This is a genomic window from Pseudomonas sp. 13B_3.2_Bac1 (assembly GCF_025466205.1).
In the GTDB taxonomy this organism is placed as follows: Bacteria; Pseudomonadota; Gammaproteobacteria; order Pseudomonadales; family Pseudomonadaceae; genus Aquipseudomonas; species Aquipseudomonas fluorescens_H.
Map to the genome: position 1 here is coordinate 1 of NZ_JANLOG010000098.1, position 19969 is coordinate 19969.

At 61.8% G+C, this 19969-nt stretch carries 15 protein-coding genes; 13 read left to right on the forward strand and 2 right to left on the reverse strand.

Annotation, left to right across the window (positions count from 1 at the left end; all coding sequences use genetic code 11):
* Window positions 1-108 precede the first annotated feature (108 nt).
* A complete protein-coding gene (locus tag NTD85_RS15625; protein ID WP_262142609.1) occupies window positions 109-732 on the reverse strand; it encodes a glutathione S-transferase N-terminal domain-containing protein in 624 nt (207 codons plus the stop codon).
* Between the two features lie 1113 nt (window positions 733-1845).
* Here NTD85_RS15625 and NTD85_RS15630 point away from each other — a divergent pair.
* The 11 genes from NTD85_RS15630 to NTD85_RS15680 all read left to right on the forward strand — a co-directional run bounded on the left by NTD85_RS15630 (window position 1846) and on the right by NTD85_RS15680 (window position 14647).
* Entirely contained in the window at window positions 1846-2670 is an 825-nt protein-coding gene (locus NTD85_RS15630; protein WP_262142610.1) for an energy transducer TonB, read from the forward strand.
* 46 nt (window positions 2671-2716) lie between these two features.
* A complete protein-coding gene (locus NTD85_RS15635) occupies window positions 2717-3424 on the forward strand; it encodes a MotA/TolQ/ExbB proton channel family protein (protein ID WP_003223576.1) in 708 nt (235 codons plus the stop codon).
* Complete coding sequence (locus NTD85_RS15640) at window positions 3424-3825, forward strand: ExbD/TolR family protein (protein WP_003223575.1); 402 nt, start codon at window positions 3424-3426, stop codon at window positions 3823-3825. Before NTD85_RS15635 ends, NTD85_RS15640 begins: the two co-directional genes overlap by 1 nt.
* A gap of 207 nt (window positions 3826-4032) precedes the next feature.
* Window positions 4033-6744: a TonB-dependent receptor gene (locus NTD85_RS15645; protein WP_003223572.1), complete on the forward strand. Its 2712-nt coding sequence runs from the start codon at window positions 4033-4035 to the stop codon at window positions 6742-6744.
* Between the two features lie 199 nt (window positions 6745-6943).
* On the forward strand, window positions 6944-8809 hold the full coding sequence (locus NTD85_RS15650; protein WP_262142611.1) for an extracellular solute-binding protein: 1866 nt from the start codon (window positions 6944-6946) through the stop codon (window positions 8807-8809).
* 1 nt (window position 8810) lies between these two features.
* A complete protein-coding gene (locus tag NTD85_RS15655; RefSeq protein WP_262142612.1) occupies window positions 8811-9875 on the forward strand; it encodes a microcin C ABC transporter permease YejB in 1065 nt (354 codons plus the stop codon).
* Complete coding sequence (locus tag NTD85_RS15660; RefSeq protein ID WP_103520715.1) at window positions 9875-10897, forward strand: ABC transporter permease; 1023 nt, start codon at window positions 9875-9877, stop codon at window positions 10895-10897. The genes NTD85_RS15655 and NTD85_RS15660 overlap by 1 nt, the downstream gene beginning before the upstream one ends.
* 14 nt (window positions 10898-10911) lie before the next feature.
* Window positions 10912-12597, forward strand: coding sequence for an ABC transporter ATP-binding protein (locus NTD85_RS15665; protein ID WP_262142613.1), 1686 nt, complete (start codon window positions 10912-10914; stop codon window positions 12595-12597).
* Between the two features lie 117 nt (window positions 12598-12714).
* Window positions 12715-13236: a DUF3455 domain-containing protein gene (locus NTD85_RS15670; RefSeq protein WP_110721270.1), complete on the forward strand. Its 522-nt coding sequence runs from the start codon at window positions 12715-12717 to the stop codon at window positions 13234-13236.
* Between the two features lie 179 nt (window positions 13237-13415).
* Window positions 13416-13949 (forward strand): sigma-70 family RNA polymerase sigma factor, encoded by a 534-nt coding sequence (locus NTD85_RS15675; protein ID WP_262142614.1) that lies wholly within the window; start codon window positions 13416-13418, stop codon window positions 13947-13949.
* Window positions 13946-14647: an anti-sigma factor domain-containing protein gene (locus tag NTD85_RS15680; protein WP_003223560.1), complete on the forward strand. Its 702-nt coding sequence runs from the start codon at window positions 13946-13948 to the stop codon at window positions 14645-14647. The genes NTD85_RS15675 and NTD85_RS15680 overlap by 4 nt, the downstream gene beginning before the upstream one ends.
* Window positions 14648-14654: 7 nt before the next feature.
* Here NTD85_RS15680 and NTD85_RS15685 read toward each other — a convergent pair whose 3' ends face one another.
* Window positions 14655-15746: a DUF1615 domain-containing protein gene (locus tag NTD85_RS15685; protein ID WP_262142615.1), complete on the reverse strand. Its 1092-nt coding sequence runs from the start codon at window positions 15744-15746 to the stop codon at window positions 14655-14657.
* A 257-nt stretch (window positions 15747-16003) separates the two neighbouring features.
* Here NTD85_RS15685 and NTD85_RS15690 point away from each other — a divergent pair, with 257 nt between their 5' ends.
* Window positions 16004-18208: a TonB-dependent receptor gene (locus NTD85_RS15690; protein WP_262142616.1), complete on the forward strand. Its 2205-nt coding sequence runs from the start codon at window positions 16004-16006 to the stop codon at window positions 18206-18208.
* Between the two features lie 207 nt (window positions 18209-18415).
* The gene (locus NTD85_RS15695) at window positions 18416-19951 is read left to right on the forward strand and encodes an FAD-dependent oxidoreductase (protein WP_262142617.1); all 1536 of its coding nucleotides are present in this window, start codon (window positions 18416-18418) and stop codon (window positions 19949-19951) included.
* The last annotated feature ends 18 nt before the right edge of the window (window positions 19952-19969 follow it).

Genomic DNA, 19969 nt, shown 5'->3' on the forward strand with positions numbered 1-19969 from the left:
CGGGCCCGCCCCCCCCCCCCCCCCCCCCCCCCCCCCCCCCCCCCCCCCCCCCCCCCCCCCCCCCCCCCCCCCCCCCCCCCCCCGCTCCCACATTGGTTTATGGGGTGTTCAGGAAGGCCAATGCCGGGCAAATACCGGCGCCAGCACCGGATGCCGGTCAATGCGCTGCAACCACGCATGAAACCCCGGCCGCGTCTGGCGCAGATGCTCGCGACTCCCCGCCCAACGCGTCACCACGGCCGCCAGCACGTCCAGTGCTCCCGGCTTTTCGTCGTCCAGGTACAGCTCGGCGGAAAACTGGTCGGCGAACACCTCCCAACTCCAGTGCAAACGCTCACGGGCACCGGCCATCAGGTTTTGCCGTGAGGCCTCGTCGGGCATCACCAGCCAGCGCTCGGGGTAATCGATGACGCCGATGGCCGCGTAGCAATTGCTGACGATGTAGACCATGCCGCGAATCGCCTGGTCGCGATCCCCCGGCTTGGCCGGCAACAGACTGGACTCGGGAAAGCTCAGGCCCAGGTGAATCAGAATCGCCACACTTTCGGTGATCGCACTGCCGTCGGGCAATTGCAGGGTCGGCACCTGCTTCAGTGGATTGAGCAGCGCCAGTGCCTCGGCGGCTTCGCTCGAGGCCTGGCTATCAATGAAGCGGTAGGCGATCTGGCACAACTCCAGCGCCGCTTCGATCGCGGCAGCACCTGAATTGAGATGTCCGTAAAGTTGATACATGTCCCCTCCTCGATCTCGACAGGTCTGGTGTAGCCCTATTTATAGCGGGTGTATCGGCTTTGGCACATTTTTTCCATGCACTCGCGACTTGCGAATTCAAACCTCGCAAAACAGCGCTGGCGGTGCCCATCCCGCACCAAGAGCAATCATCGAACGCTATCCGCGTTCTTGTAAGGTGCGATACCGAACCAAAAGTTCGCGTATCCGAGCTGGCAACAAGGAGGTCACTGCGTGAATCTTCAATCGTTCTGCCGCATCACTACTGCCTGTGGGTATCAATTGGCGCAACGCCGAGTTCACCGCCACAGTCCCGGTAATCAATACATCTATCTTATTACCTGAACCCGACAGTCCTGCACTGCGTTTGGCGCCATTGGCTGCGCCAGCGGCAATACACTATTTATTTTTTAAATACACCGCATGAAGTTATTGCACAAACGATCAATCAATGACTAGCAACAGGATTGTCGAACAATAACTTAAGGCTTTTTGTTATTGCACCAAAAGCGCACTCCCGAGCATAACTAATCAATATTTAAAACAATGATTTCAATTGAACAAAAACAAGGAATACAGCCTGTGACCCGCTAATCCATTGACCCGCACCAAATCAGTCCGCCGCGCACCATCAAGTGCCTTGGCAGACTCGAGTTCAGCGGCTCTATCTGGCTGACCCGCCGGATACAGCGCCAGGCCTGACTCGCCTGTAAAAAAGCCCCGGGATTCGGGGCCATGGACAGTCGCGCATTAAAGAAAACTTGGCCCGCCAGTAAAACTTATATAAATGCGACACGGGTAACAGCCATGAAATAACCGCTGTACATTTCCGCAACATTTGGCACAGCGGTTGCAAAACAAAATTTGAGTAATCAACTGTAGGAGCTGCCGAAGGCTCGGGCCGCTCCTACATAAAGCACAAGAACAACCAGGGAATGGCTAATGAACACTCGAAGTCGATGGCTCTAAGCCAGTAACTGTAAGCAAGCCGTGTTCAATAGATAGTTCAACTATCGGCTTGCGTACACCCAAAAGAAAGTTTCACCCACCCACTCGAACATCAACCAATTGTTCGGACGGCACCTTATTGCCCTTCATCAACCCGAGGGAGCTTTAATGAACGATGCGGTAAAGCACAGAACCCTGCCGGGGCCGTTACGGGAAGCGCCAATCCCGCCGCCACCGGACAGGCCGGTCTTCGCAGCCAACACGTCGCAACCCGGCGGGTTGAATAAACAGCAGATGCTGTTGCTGGTAGCGGTATCGGCGCTGATACACGGCGGCGCCTGGTGGTTTCTCCAGCAGACTCGACCCGAGCCCCTGCCGACACCGCCGCAGATCCCGGAAATGACTGTCGAGCTGAGCAGCCCGACACCGCCTGCGCCGCCCACGCCGGAGCCACCACCGCCACCCCCTCCACCTCCACCTCCGGAGCCTGAACAACCGGTGGAAGACGAAGACGCGGTCAAGCCACCGCCCAAACCGGTAGAGAAGCCCAAGCCGATCGAAAAGCCGAAGCCGCTCGAAAAGCCCAAACCGGTGAAAAAAGTCGAGCCGCCGAAAGCTCCGCCTGCCTCGGCACAACCGGCCGCTCCCGCTGCGCCGGCGACACCAAGCGCGCCACCGGCCCCTGCCGCCGCGCCCGGCCCGGTCAAGGAATCGGCAGCGATTTCCGGTCTCGCCAGCCTCGGCAACCCGCCGCCGGAGTACCCGTCGCTGGCGCTGCGGCGCAATTGGGAAGGCAGCGTGGTGCTGCGCATTCAGGTGCTGGCCAACGGTCGCGCCGGTTCGGTCACGGTGACCAAGTCCAGCGGCAAGCCGCAACTGGATGACGCCGCCGTCGCGGCAGTGAAGAACTGGAAGTTCATTCCGGCCAAGCGCGGTGATACGCCGATTGACGGCTTCGCCACCCAGACCATCGATTTCAAATTGCCGCAGTAACGGCAACCCCAACTCATAACCGACTTAATGCAAGCGAGGTGTAGCCATGAACTCTTCACTGTCTTCGATGATTGTCCCCGGTGTGCTCTGGGGCCTGGTGCTGTTTTCCGTGGTCAGCTGGGCAATCCTGCTGGTCAAGTCGGCGCAATACCTGCGCCAGAAAGCCCAGAACAAACAGTTCAGCAAAGCTTTCTGGGGCGCGCCGGATCTGCTCACCGCCGCCGAACACGCCAGCCAGTATCCGGGCTCGCTGGCGCGCATCGCCAGCAGCGGTTTCGAAGCCTTGCTGGTGGAAGAATCGCCGCGTACCACGCAACAACTGGCGCACACCATCAACCGTTCCGATCGCCTGGAACGCAACCTGCGCCAGCAGATCCAGAAAGAACGCCGCTCCCTGGAAAACGGTCAGGCGATCCTCGCCAGTATCGGCAGCACCGCGCCGTTCATTGGTCTGTTCGGCACCGTGTGGGGAATCATGGAAGCCCTGCAAAGCATTGGCGAAACCGGTTCGGCCAGCCTTGAGGCGGTCGCCGGCCCCATCGGCCATGCACTGATCGCCACTGGCGTGGGGATCGCCGTCGCGGTTCCGGCGGTGCTGATTTACAACTTCTTCCTGCGCCGGTTGAAACTCGCCTCGGCGGACATGGATGACTTCGCCCACGACTTCGACGCCCTCGCTTCACGCAGCGCGTTTTCCATCAGCCGTCAGGCCATCGCCAGCAAAACCACAGCCGCCGTGCGGGAGGCCAGCTGATGTCCTTTTCCACGCAAGACAGCGATGAAGTGCTCAGCGAAATGAACGTCACGCCGCTGGTGGACGTGATGCTCGTGCTGCTGGTGGTGTTCATCGTCACCGCGCCGCTGATGACCAACGCGATCAAGGTCAACCTGCCGAAAACCGACGCCGTCGCCCCCGCCGAGAAGAAAGACCCGGTGGTGGTCAGCGTCGATCAGGACGGCAAGTTCTACCTGGCAAAAACCGAACTGGCGCCGGAATCGCTGGAAGCCAGCCTCAAGGAGGTCAAGGCCAAGGACGCCGAAGTGCGCGTGCAGTTGCAGGCCGACGCCAACGTCAATTACGGCCAGGTGGCCAAGGCCATGGCGTCCATCGAGCGCTCGGGCATCAGCAAGATTTCGGTGATGACCACCCACTGAGTACGATGCCGGGCGCGCGTTGAGAAGCGCGCCCGGCATCGCTGAAGAATCCCGTCGCAATCAGCCGACCGAAAAAACGCAACGCGTGTTCGGAGGGGATCGGCTTGCTTGAAGAAAGTGGTTTTTCGCGGCGCGGCACCCCCGTGACCTGCGCAATCAGGGCTCACAAGGCCATTTCGATAACGTCTAATAAAGTCGGAAACAACCATGCTGATGAACACTCCACGCTTTACGCTCAAACCTTTGGTGGCCACGATCTCTCGTCACCGTTTTGTTCCGTTGTATCTGGTGGCCATGGGGATGGGTGCCGGGACTGTGCAAGCCGCCGAGGATGACAACGCGGCCGTGCCCGCTGCGGCAGCGGTGGTGGCGCCGACCACGCAACTGCAACGGGTGGAAGTGACCGGTTCGGCGATTCGCCGGGTCGATGCGGAAACGGCTGTGCCGATCACCATTCTCAAGGCCGATGAGCTGCGCAAACAGGGCGTGACCACCACCGCCGAACTGGTGCAGCGGATCACCGGCAGCCAGTCGATCAACAACAGCGCCGGTTCGGTCGGCGCCGCCACCGGTGGCGCTTCGTTTGCCGACATGCGCGGCATCGGCGCGAACAAGACCCTGGTGCTGCTCAACGGTCGACGGCTGGCCAACAATGCCTTGTCCGGCACCAACTCGGCCGGCGGCGCGGTGGATCTGAACATGATCCCGTTTGCCGCCATCGAGCGCGTGGAGGTCCTGCGCGACGGCGCGTCGGCCCTGTACGGCACCGACGCCATCGGCGGCGTGATCAACTTCATCACCAAGAAATCCATGACCGACGGCCAGCTCACCCTCGGTGGCGAAACCCCAACCCACAGCGGCGGCGGTGCCACCAAAGACATGAGCGCCAGCTGGGGCTATGGCGATCTGGAACAAGACCGCTTCAACGTGCTCGGCGTGTTCAACTACAACAAGCAGCAGAACCTCGACGCCAACGACCGCTCCTTCGCCCGCGACTATGTGCCCGGCCGTGGTCTGGATCAGACCTCCGGCACCGCGTTCCCCGGCAACTACAGCCAGAACGGCAATGCCACCAACCCGTTGGCCAACAGCAATTGCAACGGCCCCAATCTGGTGGCGCGCGACGGTTTGTGCCGCTTCAGCACCCGCGAATACATCGACCTGATTCCGCAAACCGAAAAGACGTCGTTCTTCGGCAAGACCACCGGCAAGCTGGCGGATGACCACAACGTCAACCTCGAATACTTCTGGTCGCGCAACAACAACGCCACGGCGGTCGGCCCGGCACCGCTCACCGGTTTGAGCCTGGATTCGTCATCGCCCTACTACCCCGGCAACGGCATCACGCCCGGCCCGACCGGCTTCGCCCTCGACCCGACGCAACCGGTCGACGTCAACTGGCGCGAAACCGCCGCCGGCCCGCGTGAATCGAAAGACCAGAACACCAGTCAGCGCTTTCTGCTGAGCTTCGACGGTCTGGTCGGCGGCTGGGATTACAACGTCGGCGCCTCGTACAACCAGAACAAAATCGTCTCCAGCGTCACCAGTGGATATGTCAGCGATCAGGCGATGATCAACGGCCTGGCCAGCGGTCTGCTCAACCCGTTCGGCCCGCAATCGGCCGCCGGTCAGCAGTACATCGACCAGGCAATGTACCACGGCGCCTACTCCACCGCCGTCGGCCGCGTGGCCGGTTTTGACGGGCGGATCAGCCGCGAGATCGGCGACTGGTTCGGTGCCGGCCCTTCCGGTCTGGCACTGGGTGGCGAGTACCGCAAAGAGAAATTCCACCAGGACTTCGAACAGTTTGCTGGTGACATTCAGAGCCTCGGCATCGACCCCAACGGCAGTGTCGAAGGCGACCGCAGCGTGAAAGCCGCGTACGCCGAAATCAACGTGCCAGTGCTCGACAGCCTCGAACTGTCCGCCGCCGTGCGCCACGACAAATACAGCGACTTCGGCAGCACCACCAACCCGAAATATTCGTTCCGTTATCAGCCGCTCAAGGAGCTGGTGGTGCGCGGCGCGTACAGTGAAGGCTTCCGTGCGCCGTCACTCTACGAGCTGTATTCGCCGCGCAGCATCACTTACACCCAGGGCTACTACAACGACCCGGTGCTGTGTACCGGTGGCGTGGTGCAACCGGGCGGCAACGGCGGGCGCGATTGCGGCCAGCAGTTCCTCAACCAGATTGGCGGCAACGAAGATCTCGCCCCGGAGAAGGCGCGCAACGTGACGCTGGGCTTCGTCTACCAACCGGTCAGTAACCTGTCGGTGGGCCTGGATTTCTGGTGGATTCACATTTCCAACCAGATCCAGCCGTTCCCCGAATCCACCGTGTTCGATCAGGCCGGCAGCTACCCGGATCGCTTCGTGCGCAACGCCGACGGCACGCTCAACTACATCGTCACCGGCAACGCCAACCTCGGCATCGTCGAGACCAACGGTGTCGATGTATCGCTTGACTACCGCTTCCCGAACACCCCTTACGGCCAGTTCGGTCTGGGGCTGCAAGGCACCTACGTCGACAGTTACGACTTTCAGAGCACCATCAAGGGCCCGTTCACCGATAAGGTCGGCGACTTCGAAGGGGACGGGGTGATCGCGCGCTGGAAACACAACCTCACCGGCAGCTGGACCTTCGGCGCGGCTCGCGCGTCGCTGACCAACCGCTTCACCACCGGCTACAACGACTACGACCGCGATACCCATGCGCGCGTCGCGTCGTATTCGGTGTGGGACCTGTCGGCCGGCTACACCTTCAACAAGGTGCTGGACGTGGATGCGGGGATGAAGAACATGTTCGACCGCAACCCGCCTTTCACCAACCAGGCCTACAACTTCCAGAGCGGCTATGACCCGCGCTACACCGACCCGCTGGGCCGCACGCTGTTTGCGCGCATGACGTATCACTTCTAAGGCACAAAACACCGCGACACCGGGTGAATGCAAACCTTTGTGGCGAGGGAGCTTGCTCCCGCTTGAGTGCGCAGCACTCACAAAAATCTGCAGGGTTAATCCGATTTTTTGGGGCTGCTTCGCAGCCCAGCGGGAGCACGCTCCCTCGCCACAGTTTTCAGCGTTGCCAGTGAGTTTTCGGGCTTAGAGGAAGAACTTCATGAGATTCATGCGCAACATGGCAGGCCTGCTGCTCGGCGGCGTTTTGCTCTGCGCCGCCGTGCCGGCAATGGCCACCGGCAGCTACGCAATGACGGTATATGGCGAGGCGCCAAAGTATCCGGCGGGTTTCGAGCATTTCGATTTCGTCGATCCGCACGCGCCAAAGGGTGGCTCGCTCAGTCGCGCGTCGATGGAAATCGGTAAGTACAACTACATCACTCCGTATGCCGATCAAGGCATTTCCGTGGTGCAGGTCAACGACTGGGTGTATGCGCCTCTGGCGTTCCGTTCGCTCGACGAGCCCTACACCGTTTACGGTCTGGTCGCGCAACAGATGGAACGCGATCCCGAAGGCCTTTGGGTGCGTTTCACCCTGAACCCCAAGGCCCGCTTCGCCGACGGCACGCCGATCACCGCCGAGGACGTGCGCTACACCTTCAACCTGCTGATGACCAAGGGCAGCCTGAGCTATCGCCAGCAATACGCCGATGTGCAGGAGGTGCTGATCGAGAATCCGCAGCAGATTCGTTTCACCTTCAAGAACAACCTCAACCGCACCCTCGCGCTGGACCTGGCGACCCTGCGCGTGGTGCCTGAACACTGGTGGCAGACTCGCGATTTCGCCAACGGCGGCGGCTTCGAGCCACCGCTGGGCAGCGGCCCGTATCGGGTGAGCAAGGTCGATGCCGGACGCAGCATCAGTTTCCAGCGCGACCCGGACTGGTGGGGCAAAGACCTGCCGGTCAGTCGCGGGATGTACAACTTCGACACGCTCACGGTGAATTTCTACGGCGACACCGACGTCGCCCGCCAGCTGTTGCAGGCCGGGGCGTTCGACTACAACCGCGAGTTTTCCTCGTCCGGTTATGTGGTGGGTTACGACAGCCCGGCGCTGCGTGACGGGCGCTTGCAACAGGCGATCCTTGCCCCGGAAAAACCGACGGCGGCCCAAGGCTTCGTATTCAACCTGCAAAACCCGATTTTTCAGGATCGCCGCGTGCGTCAGGCGATCAGCCTGCTGTGGGATTTCGAATGGACCAACAAGCAGATGATGCGCGGCTTCTACGTGCGCCAGAACAGCTTCTGGCCGAAGAGTGAAATGGCCGCGACCGCCCTGCCTGACGCCGAGGAACTGAAGATCCTCGAACCGTTGCGCGGGCAGATTCCCGACGAGGTGTTCACCACGGTGTATCAGGCGCCGAAAACCGACGGCAGCGGCTACATCCGCGACAAGCAGTTGCAAGCCCTGAAGCTGCTGGCCGAGGCCGGCTGGACGCCGCACAACAATCGGCTGCTCAACGCCGCCGGTGAACCGCTGGAGTTCACCTTCCTCGACGGTCAGGGCGGTTTTGATCGCATGCTGTTGCCGTTCAAACGCACCCTCGCGCAGATCGGCATCACCCTCAATCTGCGCCGGATCGACTCGGCGCAATACGTCAATCGGCTCAATGCCCGCGACTACGACATGATCGTCACCAGTTTTCCGCGCAGTGGCGATCCGATCGTCTCCCCCGGCCGCGAGCTGTACAGCCTGTACGCCTCGCAAAGTGCCACGCAAGTCGGCAGTTCGAACTCGATGGTGTTGGCCAACCCGGCGGTCGATCAACTGATCGACGGGCTGGTCAAGGCCGACACCCGCGAAGCCATGGTGCATTACGCCCGCGCCCTCGACCGGGTGCTGCAATGGGGTTACTACATGATTCCCAACTACTACTCCAAAGGCACGCCGACGGTGTATCAGAACCGCTTCGGCATGCCGCCGGTGCAACCGGCGTACGACGAAGGCCTCAACACCTGGTGGGAGGTCTCGGCCAAGCCGTTGACCACGCAACAGATGCACACCCAGCTCGCGGGGGGCCAGTGACATGCTGCGTTATCTGAGTCGACGTTTGCTGCTGATCATCCCCACGCTGCTGTGCATTCTGGTGGTCAATTTCCTGATTGTGCAGGCCGCGCCGGGCGGCCCGGTGGAGCAAGCCATTGCGCGCCTGCAAGGTTTCGGCGGACACAGCATGGGCGGCGGCGGTGAAGTCGCCGCGGTTGGCGGTGCCGGGCGCAGCAGCCGCGGCCTCGATCCGGCGCTGATCGAGGAAATCAAACACCACTACGGCTTCGACAAACCGATGCACGAACGCCTGTGGCTGATGCTGAAAAACTACGCACAGCTGGATCTGGGCAGCAGTTTTTTTCGCGGCGCCAAGGTCACCGATCTGATCGTGCAGAAGCTGCCGGTGTCGTTGTCGCTCGGCCTGTGGGCAACGCTGATCACCTACCTGATTTCAATTCCGCTGGGCATCCGCAAAGCGATCAGGAACGGCAGCGCATTCGATGTCTGGAGCAGCACGGCGATCATCATCGGCTACGCGATGCCGGCGTTTCTGTTTGCGATTCTGCTGATCGTGGTGTTCGCCGGCGGCAGCTATGTCAACTGGTTTCCGGTGCAGGGCCTGGTGTCGGATAACTTCGACAGCCTCGGCACATTGGGCAAGATCGGCGACTACCTCTGGCACCTGGTGCTGCCGGTCACGGCGCTGGTGATCGGTGGGTTCGCCACCCTGACCATCCTCACCAAAAACAGCTTTCTCAACGAGATCAGCCGCCAGTACGTGATCACAGCGCGGGCCAAGGGTCTGACCGAGCGCCGCGTGCTTTACGGCCACGTATTTCGCAACGCCATGCTGTTGGTGGTGGCCGGAGTGCCCTCGGCGCTGATCGAGGTGTTTTTCGCCGGTTCCTTGCTGATCGAAACCATCTTCAACCTCGACGGCCTCGGACGCATGAGTTACGAGGCGGCGGTGTCGCGCGACTACCCGGTGGTGTTCGGCGCGTTGTTCCTGTTCACCCTGTTCGGCCTGTTGATCAAGCTGATCGGCGACCTCAGCTACACCCTGCTCGACCCGCGCATCGACTTCTCGGCGAGGACTGCCTGATGTTCACACTTTCTCCTCTGGGTCAGCGCCGGGTCGCGCAGTTCAAGGCCAATCGCCGTGGGCGCTGGTCGTTGTGGCTGTTCCTCGGGCTGTGCCTGATCTGCCTCGGTGGCGAACTGATCGCCAACGACAAGCCGTTGCTGATCCGCTACCACGGCGCCTGGTACTTCCCGATTCTCAGCGATTATCTGGAAACCGATTTCGGCGGCGAGCTGCCGTTCCAGCCGGATTACGCCAGCGCTTACGTGCACTCGCTGATCGAGGATCAGGGCGGCTGGATGCTGTTTCCGCCGATCCCGTTCAGCTACGACACGGTCAATTACGACCTGACTGAACCGGCACCCAGCCCACCCTCTTCGAGCAATTGGCTGGGCACCGACGATCAGGCCCGGGACGTGTTGGCGCGGGTGATTTTCGGCACACGAATTTCGATTCTGTTTGCGCTGATCCTCACCGGCATCAGTGCGTTGGTCGGCATCGTTGCCGGGGCGTTGCAAGGTTATTACGGCGGCTGGGTCGATTTGCTCGGACAGCGCGTGCTGGAGATCTGGTCGGGGCTGCCGGTGCTGTATCTGCTGATCATTCTGTCCGGGTTTGTCTCGCCGAGTTTCTGGTGGCTGCTGGGGATCATGGCGCTGTTTTCCTGGCTGGCGCTGGTGGATGTGGTGCGCGCCGAGTTCCTGCGTGGACGCAATCTGGAATACGTCAAAGCCGCGCGGGCGCTGGGCCTGACCGACAGCGAGCTGATGTGCCGGCACATCCTGCCGAACGCGATGACCTCCACCCTGACCTACTTGCCGTTCATTCTGACCGGCGCCATCGCCACCCTCACCGCCCTGGATTTCCTCGGTTTCGGCATGCCCGCCGGGACCGCCTCGCTGGGCGAACTGATCGGCCAGGCCAAGCGCAATCTGCAGGCGCCGTGGCTGGGGCTGACGGCGTTTTTTGCCTTGGCGCTGATTTTGTCTTTATTGGTATTCATCGGTGAGGCTTGCCGAGATGCGTTTGATCCACGATCTTGATCCAAGGAGCTGACATGCAAAACAATTTGATCGAGATCCGCGACCTGCGTGTTGCCTTTGGCGAACAGACGGTGGTGCACGGTTTGAACCTCGATATCCGCCGCGGCGAATGCCTGGCGCTGGTCGGTGAGTCCGGCTCGGGCAAATCGGTCACGGCACATTCGATTTTGCGCCTGCTGCCGGGCAAAACCGTCAGCAGCAACGGTTCGATTGCTTACAACGGGGTGAACTTGCTGGACGCCAGCGAGCAGCAGATGCGCGGTTTGCGCGGCAACCGGATTGCGATGATTTTCCAGGAGCCGATGACCTCGCTCAATCCACTGCACACCGTGGAACGACAGGTCAGCGAAGTGCTGGAGATTCACAAGGGCCTCAAGGGCCGCGCCGCCCGTGAGCGCACTTTGGAATTGCTCGAACTGGTGGGCATTCGCCAACCGCTGCAGCGCTTGAAAGCCTACCCGCATCAGCTCTCCGGCGGTCAACGGCAACGGGTGATGATTGCGATGGCGCTGGCCAATGAGCCGGAACTGCTGATCGCCGATGAGCCGACCACGGCGCTGGACGTCACCGTGCAGCAGAAGATTCTCGAGCTGCTGATCGAGCTGCAACAGCGGCTCGGCATGTCGATGCTGCTGATCAGTCATGATCTCAATCTGGTGCGGCGCATCGCGCAACGGGTGTGCGTGATGCGCCACGGCGCAATCGTCGAACAGGCCGACTGCGAGACGCTGTTTCGCGCGCCGCAGCACCCTTACAGCCGCTTGCTGATCGAGGCTGAACCGAGCGGTGCGCCGGTGCCGAGTCCGTACCAGCACAACCTGCTGGAAGTCGATGATCTGAAGGTCTGGTTTGCCCTGCCCAAGGCCTTGTTCAGTCGTTCGCAGGCGTACATCAAAGCGGTGGACGGGGTCAGTTTCCGCTTGCAACGCGGCAAGACGCTGGGGATTGTCGGCGAGTCCGGTTCGGGCAAATCGACGCTGGGCCAGGCGATCCTGCGGCTGGTGGAATCCGAGGGCGATATCCGCTTCGGCAACAAGCAGTTGAGCCTGCTCAATCAACGCTTGATGCGGCCATTACGGCGGCAGATTCAGGTGGTGTTCCAGGACCCGTTCGGCAGCCTGAGCCCGCGAATGTCGGTGCAGCAGATCATTGCCGAAGGGTTGCTGACCCACGGCATCGGCACCGAGGCCGAGCGCGAAGCAGCGGTGATTCGCGTGCTGGAGGAAGTCGGCCTCGACCCCAAGAGTCGCCATCGCTATCCCCACGAATTTTCCGGCGGCCAGCGACAGCGCATTTCCATCGCCCGCGCATTGGTGCTGGAGCCGGCGCTGATCCTGCTCGACGAACCGACCTCGGCGCTGGATCGCACGGTGCAGAAACAAGTGGTGGACCTGTTGCGGCAATTGCAGATCAAGCATGGGCTGACGTATCTGTTTATCAGCCATGACCTGGCGGTGGTGCATGCGCTGGCCCATGACTTGATGGTGATCAAGGATGGCAAGGTGGTTGAGCAAGGGTCGTCGCGGGAGATTTTTGCCGCACCGCAGCATCCCTATACCCAGGAACTGCTGAAAGCCTCCGGCCTCAAGCCCGCTGAAGCCCCCTGTGGGAGCGAGCTTGCTCGCGAAAGCGGTGGTTCAGATATAAATGAGTCGACTGACACTACGCATTCGCGAGCAAGCTCGCTCCCACAGTTTTGATTTGCAGAGATTGAACAATATTTGTCGGGCACTGCATCCAAATGCCTCCGCCACGGGTAGTCCCTGTAACAGCCCTCTTCGGCTGTCAGCCGTCTACCCCTTTCGGAGATAACACTGATGAACATCACTCAACTGATTGGCCTCACCGGTTTGCTCGCCCTGTCCTCGACAACCTTCGCCCAAAGCAGTTACCCCGACGCAATCAAAGTCCCGGACGGTCACAAGATCGCCCTGGAAACCACTGGCGTCGGCGAGATCACTTACGAATGCCGCGACAAGCCCAACGCGGCCGGGCAGACCGAATGGACTTTCGTCGGCCCTAAAGCGGTGCTCAATGATCGCAGCGGCAAGCAGGTCGGCACCTACTTCGGCCCGCCCGCCACCTGGCAGGCCAAGGACGGTTCGAAAGTCACCGGCACGCAACTGGCAGTCGCCCCGTCGAGCCCGGGCAACCTGCCCTATCAACTGGTCAAGGCCAACCCCGCTGAAGGCAAAGGCGCGATGAGTGGCGTGAGCTACATCCAGCGTGTCGCGCTCAAGGGCGGCGTAGCGCCAGGCAGCGAATGCACGGCAGCGAACAAGGGCAAGCAGGAAGTGGTGAAGTATCAGGCCGACTACATTTTCTGGGCGGCGAACTGATTTCCCGATCCCGCACAAATCTTCCTTGTGGGAGGGGGCTTGCTCCCGAAGGCGGTGTGTCAGCCACCCTCTCGTTCACTGACACAGCGCCTTCGGGAGCAAGCCCCCTCCCACACAGGCGTCCACAGGGACACCCGGGTTGTCTGGATGTTTGCGGAATGTGAGCTAGATTGCACCCCATGTCTTTGCCTGAACCGGTGTTTGATTACGAAGCCCGTCTCGCTGCCTGTGCCCGCGGCGAGCAGTCGGCCCTGCGCGATTTGTACGTGCAGGAAGGCCCGCGCCTGCTCGGCGTTGCCAAACGACTGGTGCGTGACGCGGCGCTGGCCGAAGACATCGTGCATGAGGCGTTTATCAAGATCTGGAACGGTGCAGCGCAATTTGATCCGGCGCGCGGTTCAGCGCGCGGCTGGATGTTCAGCGTGACCCGGCATCTGGCGTTGAACCAGCTGCGTGATCAAAGCCGGGAGACGCCGTTCAATGAAGAGCACGATGCCGTGCCTGACGAGGACGCCTTCGATGTGCAGGGCCATTCGGCGCGGATCCATCGTTGTCTGGAACAACTCGACCCGCAGCGGCGAAGCTGCATTCTCCACGCCTATGTCGACGGCTACAGCCATGCACAGATTTCCGCGCGCCTGGACACGCCGCTGGGCACGGTCAAAGCCTGGATCAAACGCAGCCTCAACGCTTTGCGGGAGTGCATGGGATGACCACTGAATCGGCGCAGGAACGTGATGAACTGGCCAGTGAATACGTGCTCGGCACCCTGTCGGCGCCGGAGCGTGAAGCGCTGCAACAGCGCTTGCCCCACGACCCCGAACTGCAAGCGGCGGTGGATGCCTGGGAGCGACGCTTGCTCGACCTGACCGAATTTGCCGGGACGCAGCAGCCTTCGCCGCACTTGTGGCCGCGCATCGAGCGCAGTGTCGAGCGGTTCGCGCAAAAAGCGCCGGCTGCGCCGTCAACCTCGTGGTGGAATCTGCTGCCGCTGTGGCGCGGGCTGAGCGCCGCCGGACTGGCGGCCACGCTGGTATTGGGGGCAATTCTGCTGACGCAGACCCCGTCGAAGCCGAATTATCTGGTGGTGCTGGTCGCGCCGCAGGACAAGGCGCCAGGCTGGGTGATTCAGGCCAGTAATCCACGGGAAATTCAGTTGATCCCGCTGGGCGTGGTCGAAGTGCCGGCGGACAAGGCGCTGGAGTTCTGGACCAAGGCTGACGGCTGGCAAGGGCCGGTGTCGCTGGGGCTGGTCAAACCGGGCGAGGCGCTGTCGGTGCCGCTGGACAAGCTGCCGCCGCTGCAACCGAATCAGCTGTTCGAGCTGACGCTGGAAGGCGCCAATGGCTCGCCGATCGGTAAACCGACCGGGCCGATTCAGGCGATTGGTCGCGCGGTCAAAGTGCTGTGACGGCGTCTCACCCGCCCCTCGCCATGCAGCGTTTGTAGCGCTCATCCACCCGTTTGGCGAACCATGCCGTGGTCAGCTTGCGGGTGATTTTCGGGCTCTGCAGCACGATACCCGGCAACACCGCGCGCGGCAAAGTCTTGCCTTCGGCCTTCTCGGCCAATTCGAACACTCGTTGATAAAGCCTGGTGTCTTCAAACTCCAGAGTCTTGCCCTTCTCCAGTTGATCGCGAATGGTCGGGTTGCGCATGCCCAGCGACTTGCCGAGGGTGCGCACCGCCAGTTCGGTGCTACCGGGCATGATCGAGTCGTAGCGGATCACATCGCCATCCAGCGCCAGCGGGATGCCCGAGGCTCGGCTGACGGCGTTCTGGAACGCGGCATTGCGGCTGGCGTACCAACCAGCGTTGAAGTCGGCAAAGCGATACAGCGGCTCGTGATAACTCACCGGATAGCCGAGCAAATGGGCGATGCCGAAGTACATCCCGCCACGGCGGGTGAACACTTCGTGGCGGATGGTGCCGTTGACCGGGTACGGATAATCCTTGGCGTGTTGCTCGGCGAATTCGACGCTGACCTGCATCGGCCCGGCGGTGTGTACCGGGTTGAAGCCGCCGAACAAGGTGCGGCCCATCGGCACCATGCCGATGAAGTCGTCGAAGATTGCGCTCAGCTCCTTCTCGCTGCGTGCCGCGTTGAGGCGTTCGCTATAGGTTTTGCCGGTGGGCGAACGCACGGCCAGTGCGGCGCTGACCAGCATTCCGGGGATGTGAGCCTTGCCGGCACGGCGATCGATTTCGTCGCGGGCGATCTTGCCCAGGCCCGGCACAGTCGGGTCGACCTGAAAAGTCGACTCCTGCTCGGCCACGGCCAGCACCGAGCACAGATTTTGCGTGGTCGGGCTGATGTGCTGGGCGGCGAACGCGGCGTAGATGTCGGTGGCCCAGCCCTGGCGGTCGGGCACTTTCGCCGGCATCAGCCGCACGATTTCGGCCTTCACTTCGGCGGGCGCACGCGGCGCCGGCGCCTGGCTGCGCTGGCCGGCGCAACCGGCGAGCACCAGCAGCGCGGCAAGGGTGATCAGTAATCGAGGGGTGTGCATGGCGCTCCTTGGCGTGCATTGAGGCGGGTTCACCATACGATCAAAAGTGTGGCGCAGGCTAGGACTGTGACCTTTGTGGTGAGGGGATTTATCCCCTCACCACAGGTTTCCATTCAGGTCTGGAATTTCAGCAAGATAAACCGTTTGCAAAACGTTACTGCGAACTCCTATCATTTGCGCCTGGAGTCGCATTTGCGCAAGGAGTTCCCCGCGCCGTTCAAATTTTCTCATCGGCGGCGCGCCGCCAGGTACGAAACATGTCCACTCCTGCTCGACCCGGTGTTCCTTTTCGCCCAACGCTTCTCGCTTTGCTGTGCTCCCTGACGGTCACTGCCTACGCGGCCGATGAAAACAGCAAGGCGTTGGTGCTCGACAACGTCAACATCAATGCCCAGGCGCCGACGCCCAGCGCCCTGTCCCCGGTTTATTCCGGTGGTCAGGTCGCCCGTGGCGGTCAGCTCGGCGTGCTGGGCAATCAGGACATGATGGATGTGCCGTTCAGTGCCACGTCCTACACCGAACAGCTGATTCAAGACCAGCAGGCCGAAGACGTCGCCGACGTGCTGCTCAACGATTCTTCAGTACGTCAGGCCTCGGGTTTCTCCAACCAGGCGCAGGTGTTCATGATCCGCGGTTTGCCGCTCAACGGTGATGACATTTCCTATAACGGCCTGTACGGCGTGCTGCCGCGGCAGATCATTTCCACCGACGCCCTGGAGCGCGTGGAAGTGTTCAAAGGCCCGAACGCCTTCATCAACGGCGTGACTCCGACCGGTTCCGGTATCGGCGGTGGCGTCAATCTGCAACCCAAGCGCGCCGGCGACGAGCCGTTGCGCCGCTACACCACCGACATCAACAGCGAAGGCCGCATCGGTCAGCACTTCGACATCGGCCAGCGTTTCGGCGAAGACAATCGCTTCGGCGCGCGGATCAACCTGTCCCAGCGCGAAGGCGACACTGGCATCGACCACGAAAACCAGCGCTCGAAACTGTTCAGTCTCGGCCTTGATTATCGCGGTGACGCGCTGCGTATTTCCGGCGACTTCGCCTATCAGAAGGAACGCGTCAACGGTGGCCGCAACTCGGTCAACCTCGGCACCGCCACGCACATTCCGGACGCGCCGTCGGCCGACACCAATTACGCGCCGAAGTGGGGCTACACCGACATCGAAGACACCTTCGGCATGCTCCGCGCCGAATACGACCTGAACGACAACTGGACAGCGTACGTCGCCGGCGGCGCCAAGCACACCCGCGAAGTCGGGCGCTACAATTCGACCACGCTGGTGGGCAACAATGGCGCCTCGTTCACCACCGGCTCGTTCATTCCTCACGATGAAGACAACACCAGCCTGATGGCCGGCCTGAACGGCAAGTTCAACACCGGTGCTGTCAGCCACAAGCTCAACTTCGGCCTCAGCGGTCTGTGGGCCGAGCAGCGCAGCGCCTATGATTTCGACCTGACCAAGTACGCCAACAACATCTACCACCCGGTGGAAACCCCGTCGCCGGTCGGCAACTTTTCCGGCGGCGACGTCAGCGATCCGGGCATTGTCGGCAAGACCTTCAACCGCAGCCTTGCGCTCTCCGACACTCTCGGCTTCTTCGATGATCGCCTGTTGATCACCGCCGGCCTGCGTCGCCAGCAACTGGTGGTGCAGGGCTACAACTACGCCAGTTACGGCAGCGGCAGCCGCAAGTCGAGCTACGACGAATCGATCACCACGCCGGTCTACGGCATCGTGTTCAAGCCGTGGGAGCACGTGTCGTTCTACGCCAACCACATCGAAGGTCTGGCCCAGGGCCCGACCTCGCCGGCCAGCACCGGTGGCTTCCAGGTAACCAACGGCAACGAAGTCTACGCGCCGGCACGCTCCAAGCAGACCGAGGCCGGAGTCAAAGTCGACATGGGCACTTACGGTGCGAGCCTGGGCGTGTATCGCATCGAGCAGCCAAGCGATGGTTACTGTGAAATCAACAGTGCCACCACTTGCACCTACGTGCGTGAAGGCGAGCAGATCAACAAAGGCGTGGAAATGAACGTCTTCGGCGAGCCGATCAGCGGCCTGCGCCTGCTCAGTGGCGTGACCGTGATGCACACCGAACTGAAGAACACCCAGAACGGCACCAACGACGGTAACCGTGCCATTGGCGTGCCGAGCTTCCAGTTCAACGCTGGCGCCGACTGGGACGTGCCGGGCCTGCAAGGCGTGGCGCTGAATGCGCGGATGCTGCGCACCGGCGGCCAGTACGCCGACGCGGCCAACAATCTCAGTCTGCCGACCTGGAACCGCTTCGACGCGGGTGCGCGTTACGCGTTCAAGGTGTCGCAGAAAGACGTGACCCTGCGTCTGGGCGTCGAAAACCTGGCCAACAAGAAATACTGGGAATCGGCACAGGGCGGCTATCTGACCCAGGGTGAGCCGCGCGTGGCGAAGTTGTCGGGCACCATCGATTTCTAAACGTCATCCCTTCGTAACAAGGGCCCCGCAGCTTTGCCGTTGCGGGGCCTTTTTTTGCGCCGGGTCATAAGCCCCCTTCGCGAGCAAGCCCGCTCCCACCTTGGAATGCGTTCGACTGTGGGAGCGGGCTTGCTCGCGAAGAGGCCGGCACTGGCTACCCTTTCCATCTGATCCATACTTGCTGCACAGCCAACGGAGGACAGGCCCATGAACCGCAGCGACGTTCTGATCATCGGCGCCGGCCCCACCGGTCTGGTGCTGGCCCTGTGGCTGAGCAAACTCGGTGTGCGCGTGCGCATCATCGACAAGGCCTCCGCCCCCGGCAGCACGTCACGAGCGCTGGCGGTGCAGGCGCGCACGCTGGAGTTGTACCGGCAACTGGACCTGGCCGACACCGTGGTGCGCAACGGCCATCGGGTGGCGGCAGCAAATTTCTGGGTCAACGGCAAACCGGTCGCGCAATTGCCGCTGAACCGCATCGGCGAAGGCCTGACGCCGTACGCATTCGTCGAAATCTTCCCGCAGGATCAACACGAACGGCTGCTGATCGAGCGTCTCGAAGATTACGGCGTCACCGTCGAACGCGACACCACCCTGGAAAGTTTCGAAGAGACCGGCGACGGCCTCACCGCGCATTTGCGCCTGCCCGATGGCGAACAGGAAATCTGCCAGGCCTGCTATCTGGCGGGATGTGACGGCGCCCGCTCAGTGGTGCGCAAAACCCTCGACACCGGTTTTCCCGGCGGCACCTATCAGCAGATTTTCTACGTCGCCGACGTCAAGGCCAGCGGCCCGGCGATGAACGGTGAGCTGCACCTGGATCTGGATGAAGCGGACTTCCTCGCCGTGTTTCCATTGGCCGGCGAAGGCCGTGCCCGTCTGATCGGCACGGTGCGTGACGAGCGCGCGGATCGCGCCGAAAGCCTGGAATTCTCCGATGTCAGCAGCCGCGCCATCGAACACCTGAAAGTGCACATCGAAGACGTGAACTGGTTCTCGACCTACCGTGTGCATCACCGCGTGGCCGAGCACTTTCGCAGCGGTCGGGCGTTTCTCCTCGGCGACGCCGCGCACGTGCACAGCCCGGCGGGCGGTCAGGGCATGAACACCGGCATCGGCGATGCGATCAACCTGGCATGGAAACTCGCCGCCGTGCTCAACGGCAGCGCCACGGCGAAGCTGCTCGACACCTACGAAACCGAACGCATCGCCTTCGCCCGGCGGCTGGTGTCGACTACCGACAAAGTGTTCAGTTTCGTCACCGCCGAGGGGCGCATCGCCGATCTGCTGCGCACGCGCCTGGCACCGTTTCTGATCCCGAAAATGGCCTCATTCGAGGCCAGCCTCGAATTCCTCTTCCGCACCGTCTCGCAAGTCACCCTCAACTACCGCGGCATGCCGCTGAGCCAGGGTACGGCCGGCCACGTCCACGGCGGTGATCGCTTGCCGTGGGCGCATGATGGTGAGGGGGATAATTACGAACCGCTGCGGCAGCCGTGCTGGCAGGTGCATGTATACGGCGACACCAGCGACGAGATGATCGCCTGGTGCAATGAGCACAACCTGCCGCTGCACGTGTTCGACTGGCGGCCGGCGTTTGATACGGCGGGGTTGGCGCGTAACGGGTTTTATCTGCTGCGCCCGGATACCTATGTGGCGATTGCCGATAACAGTGCGGATCCGAAGGTGATCGAGCGGTATTTCAGGGATCACGGGATCCGGCCGTTCTTCGCCTGCCCCTGACACAGCACAACCCCACTG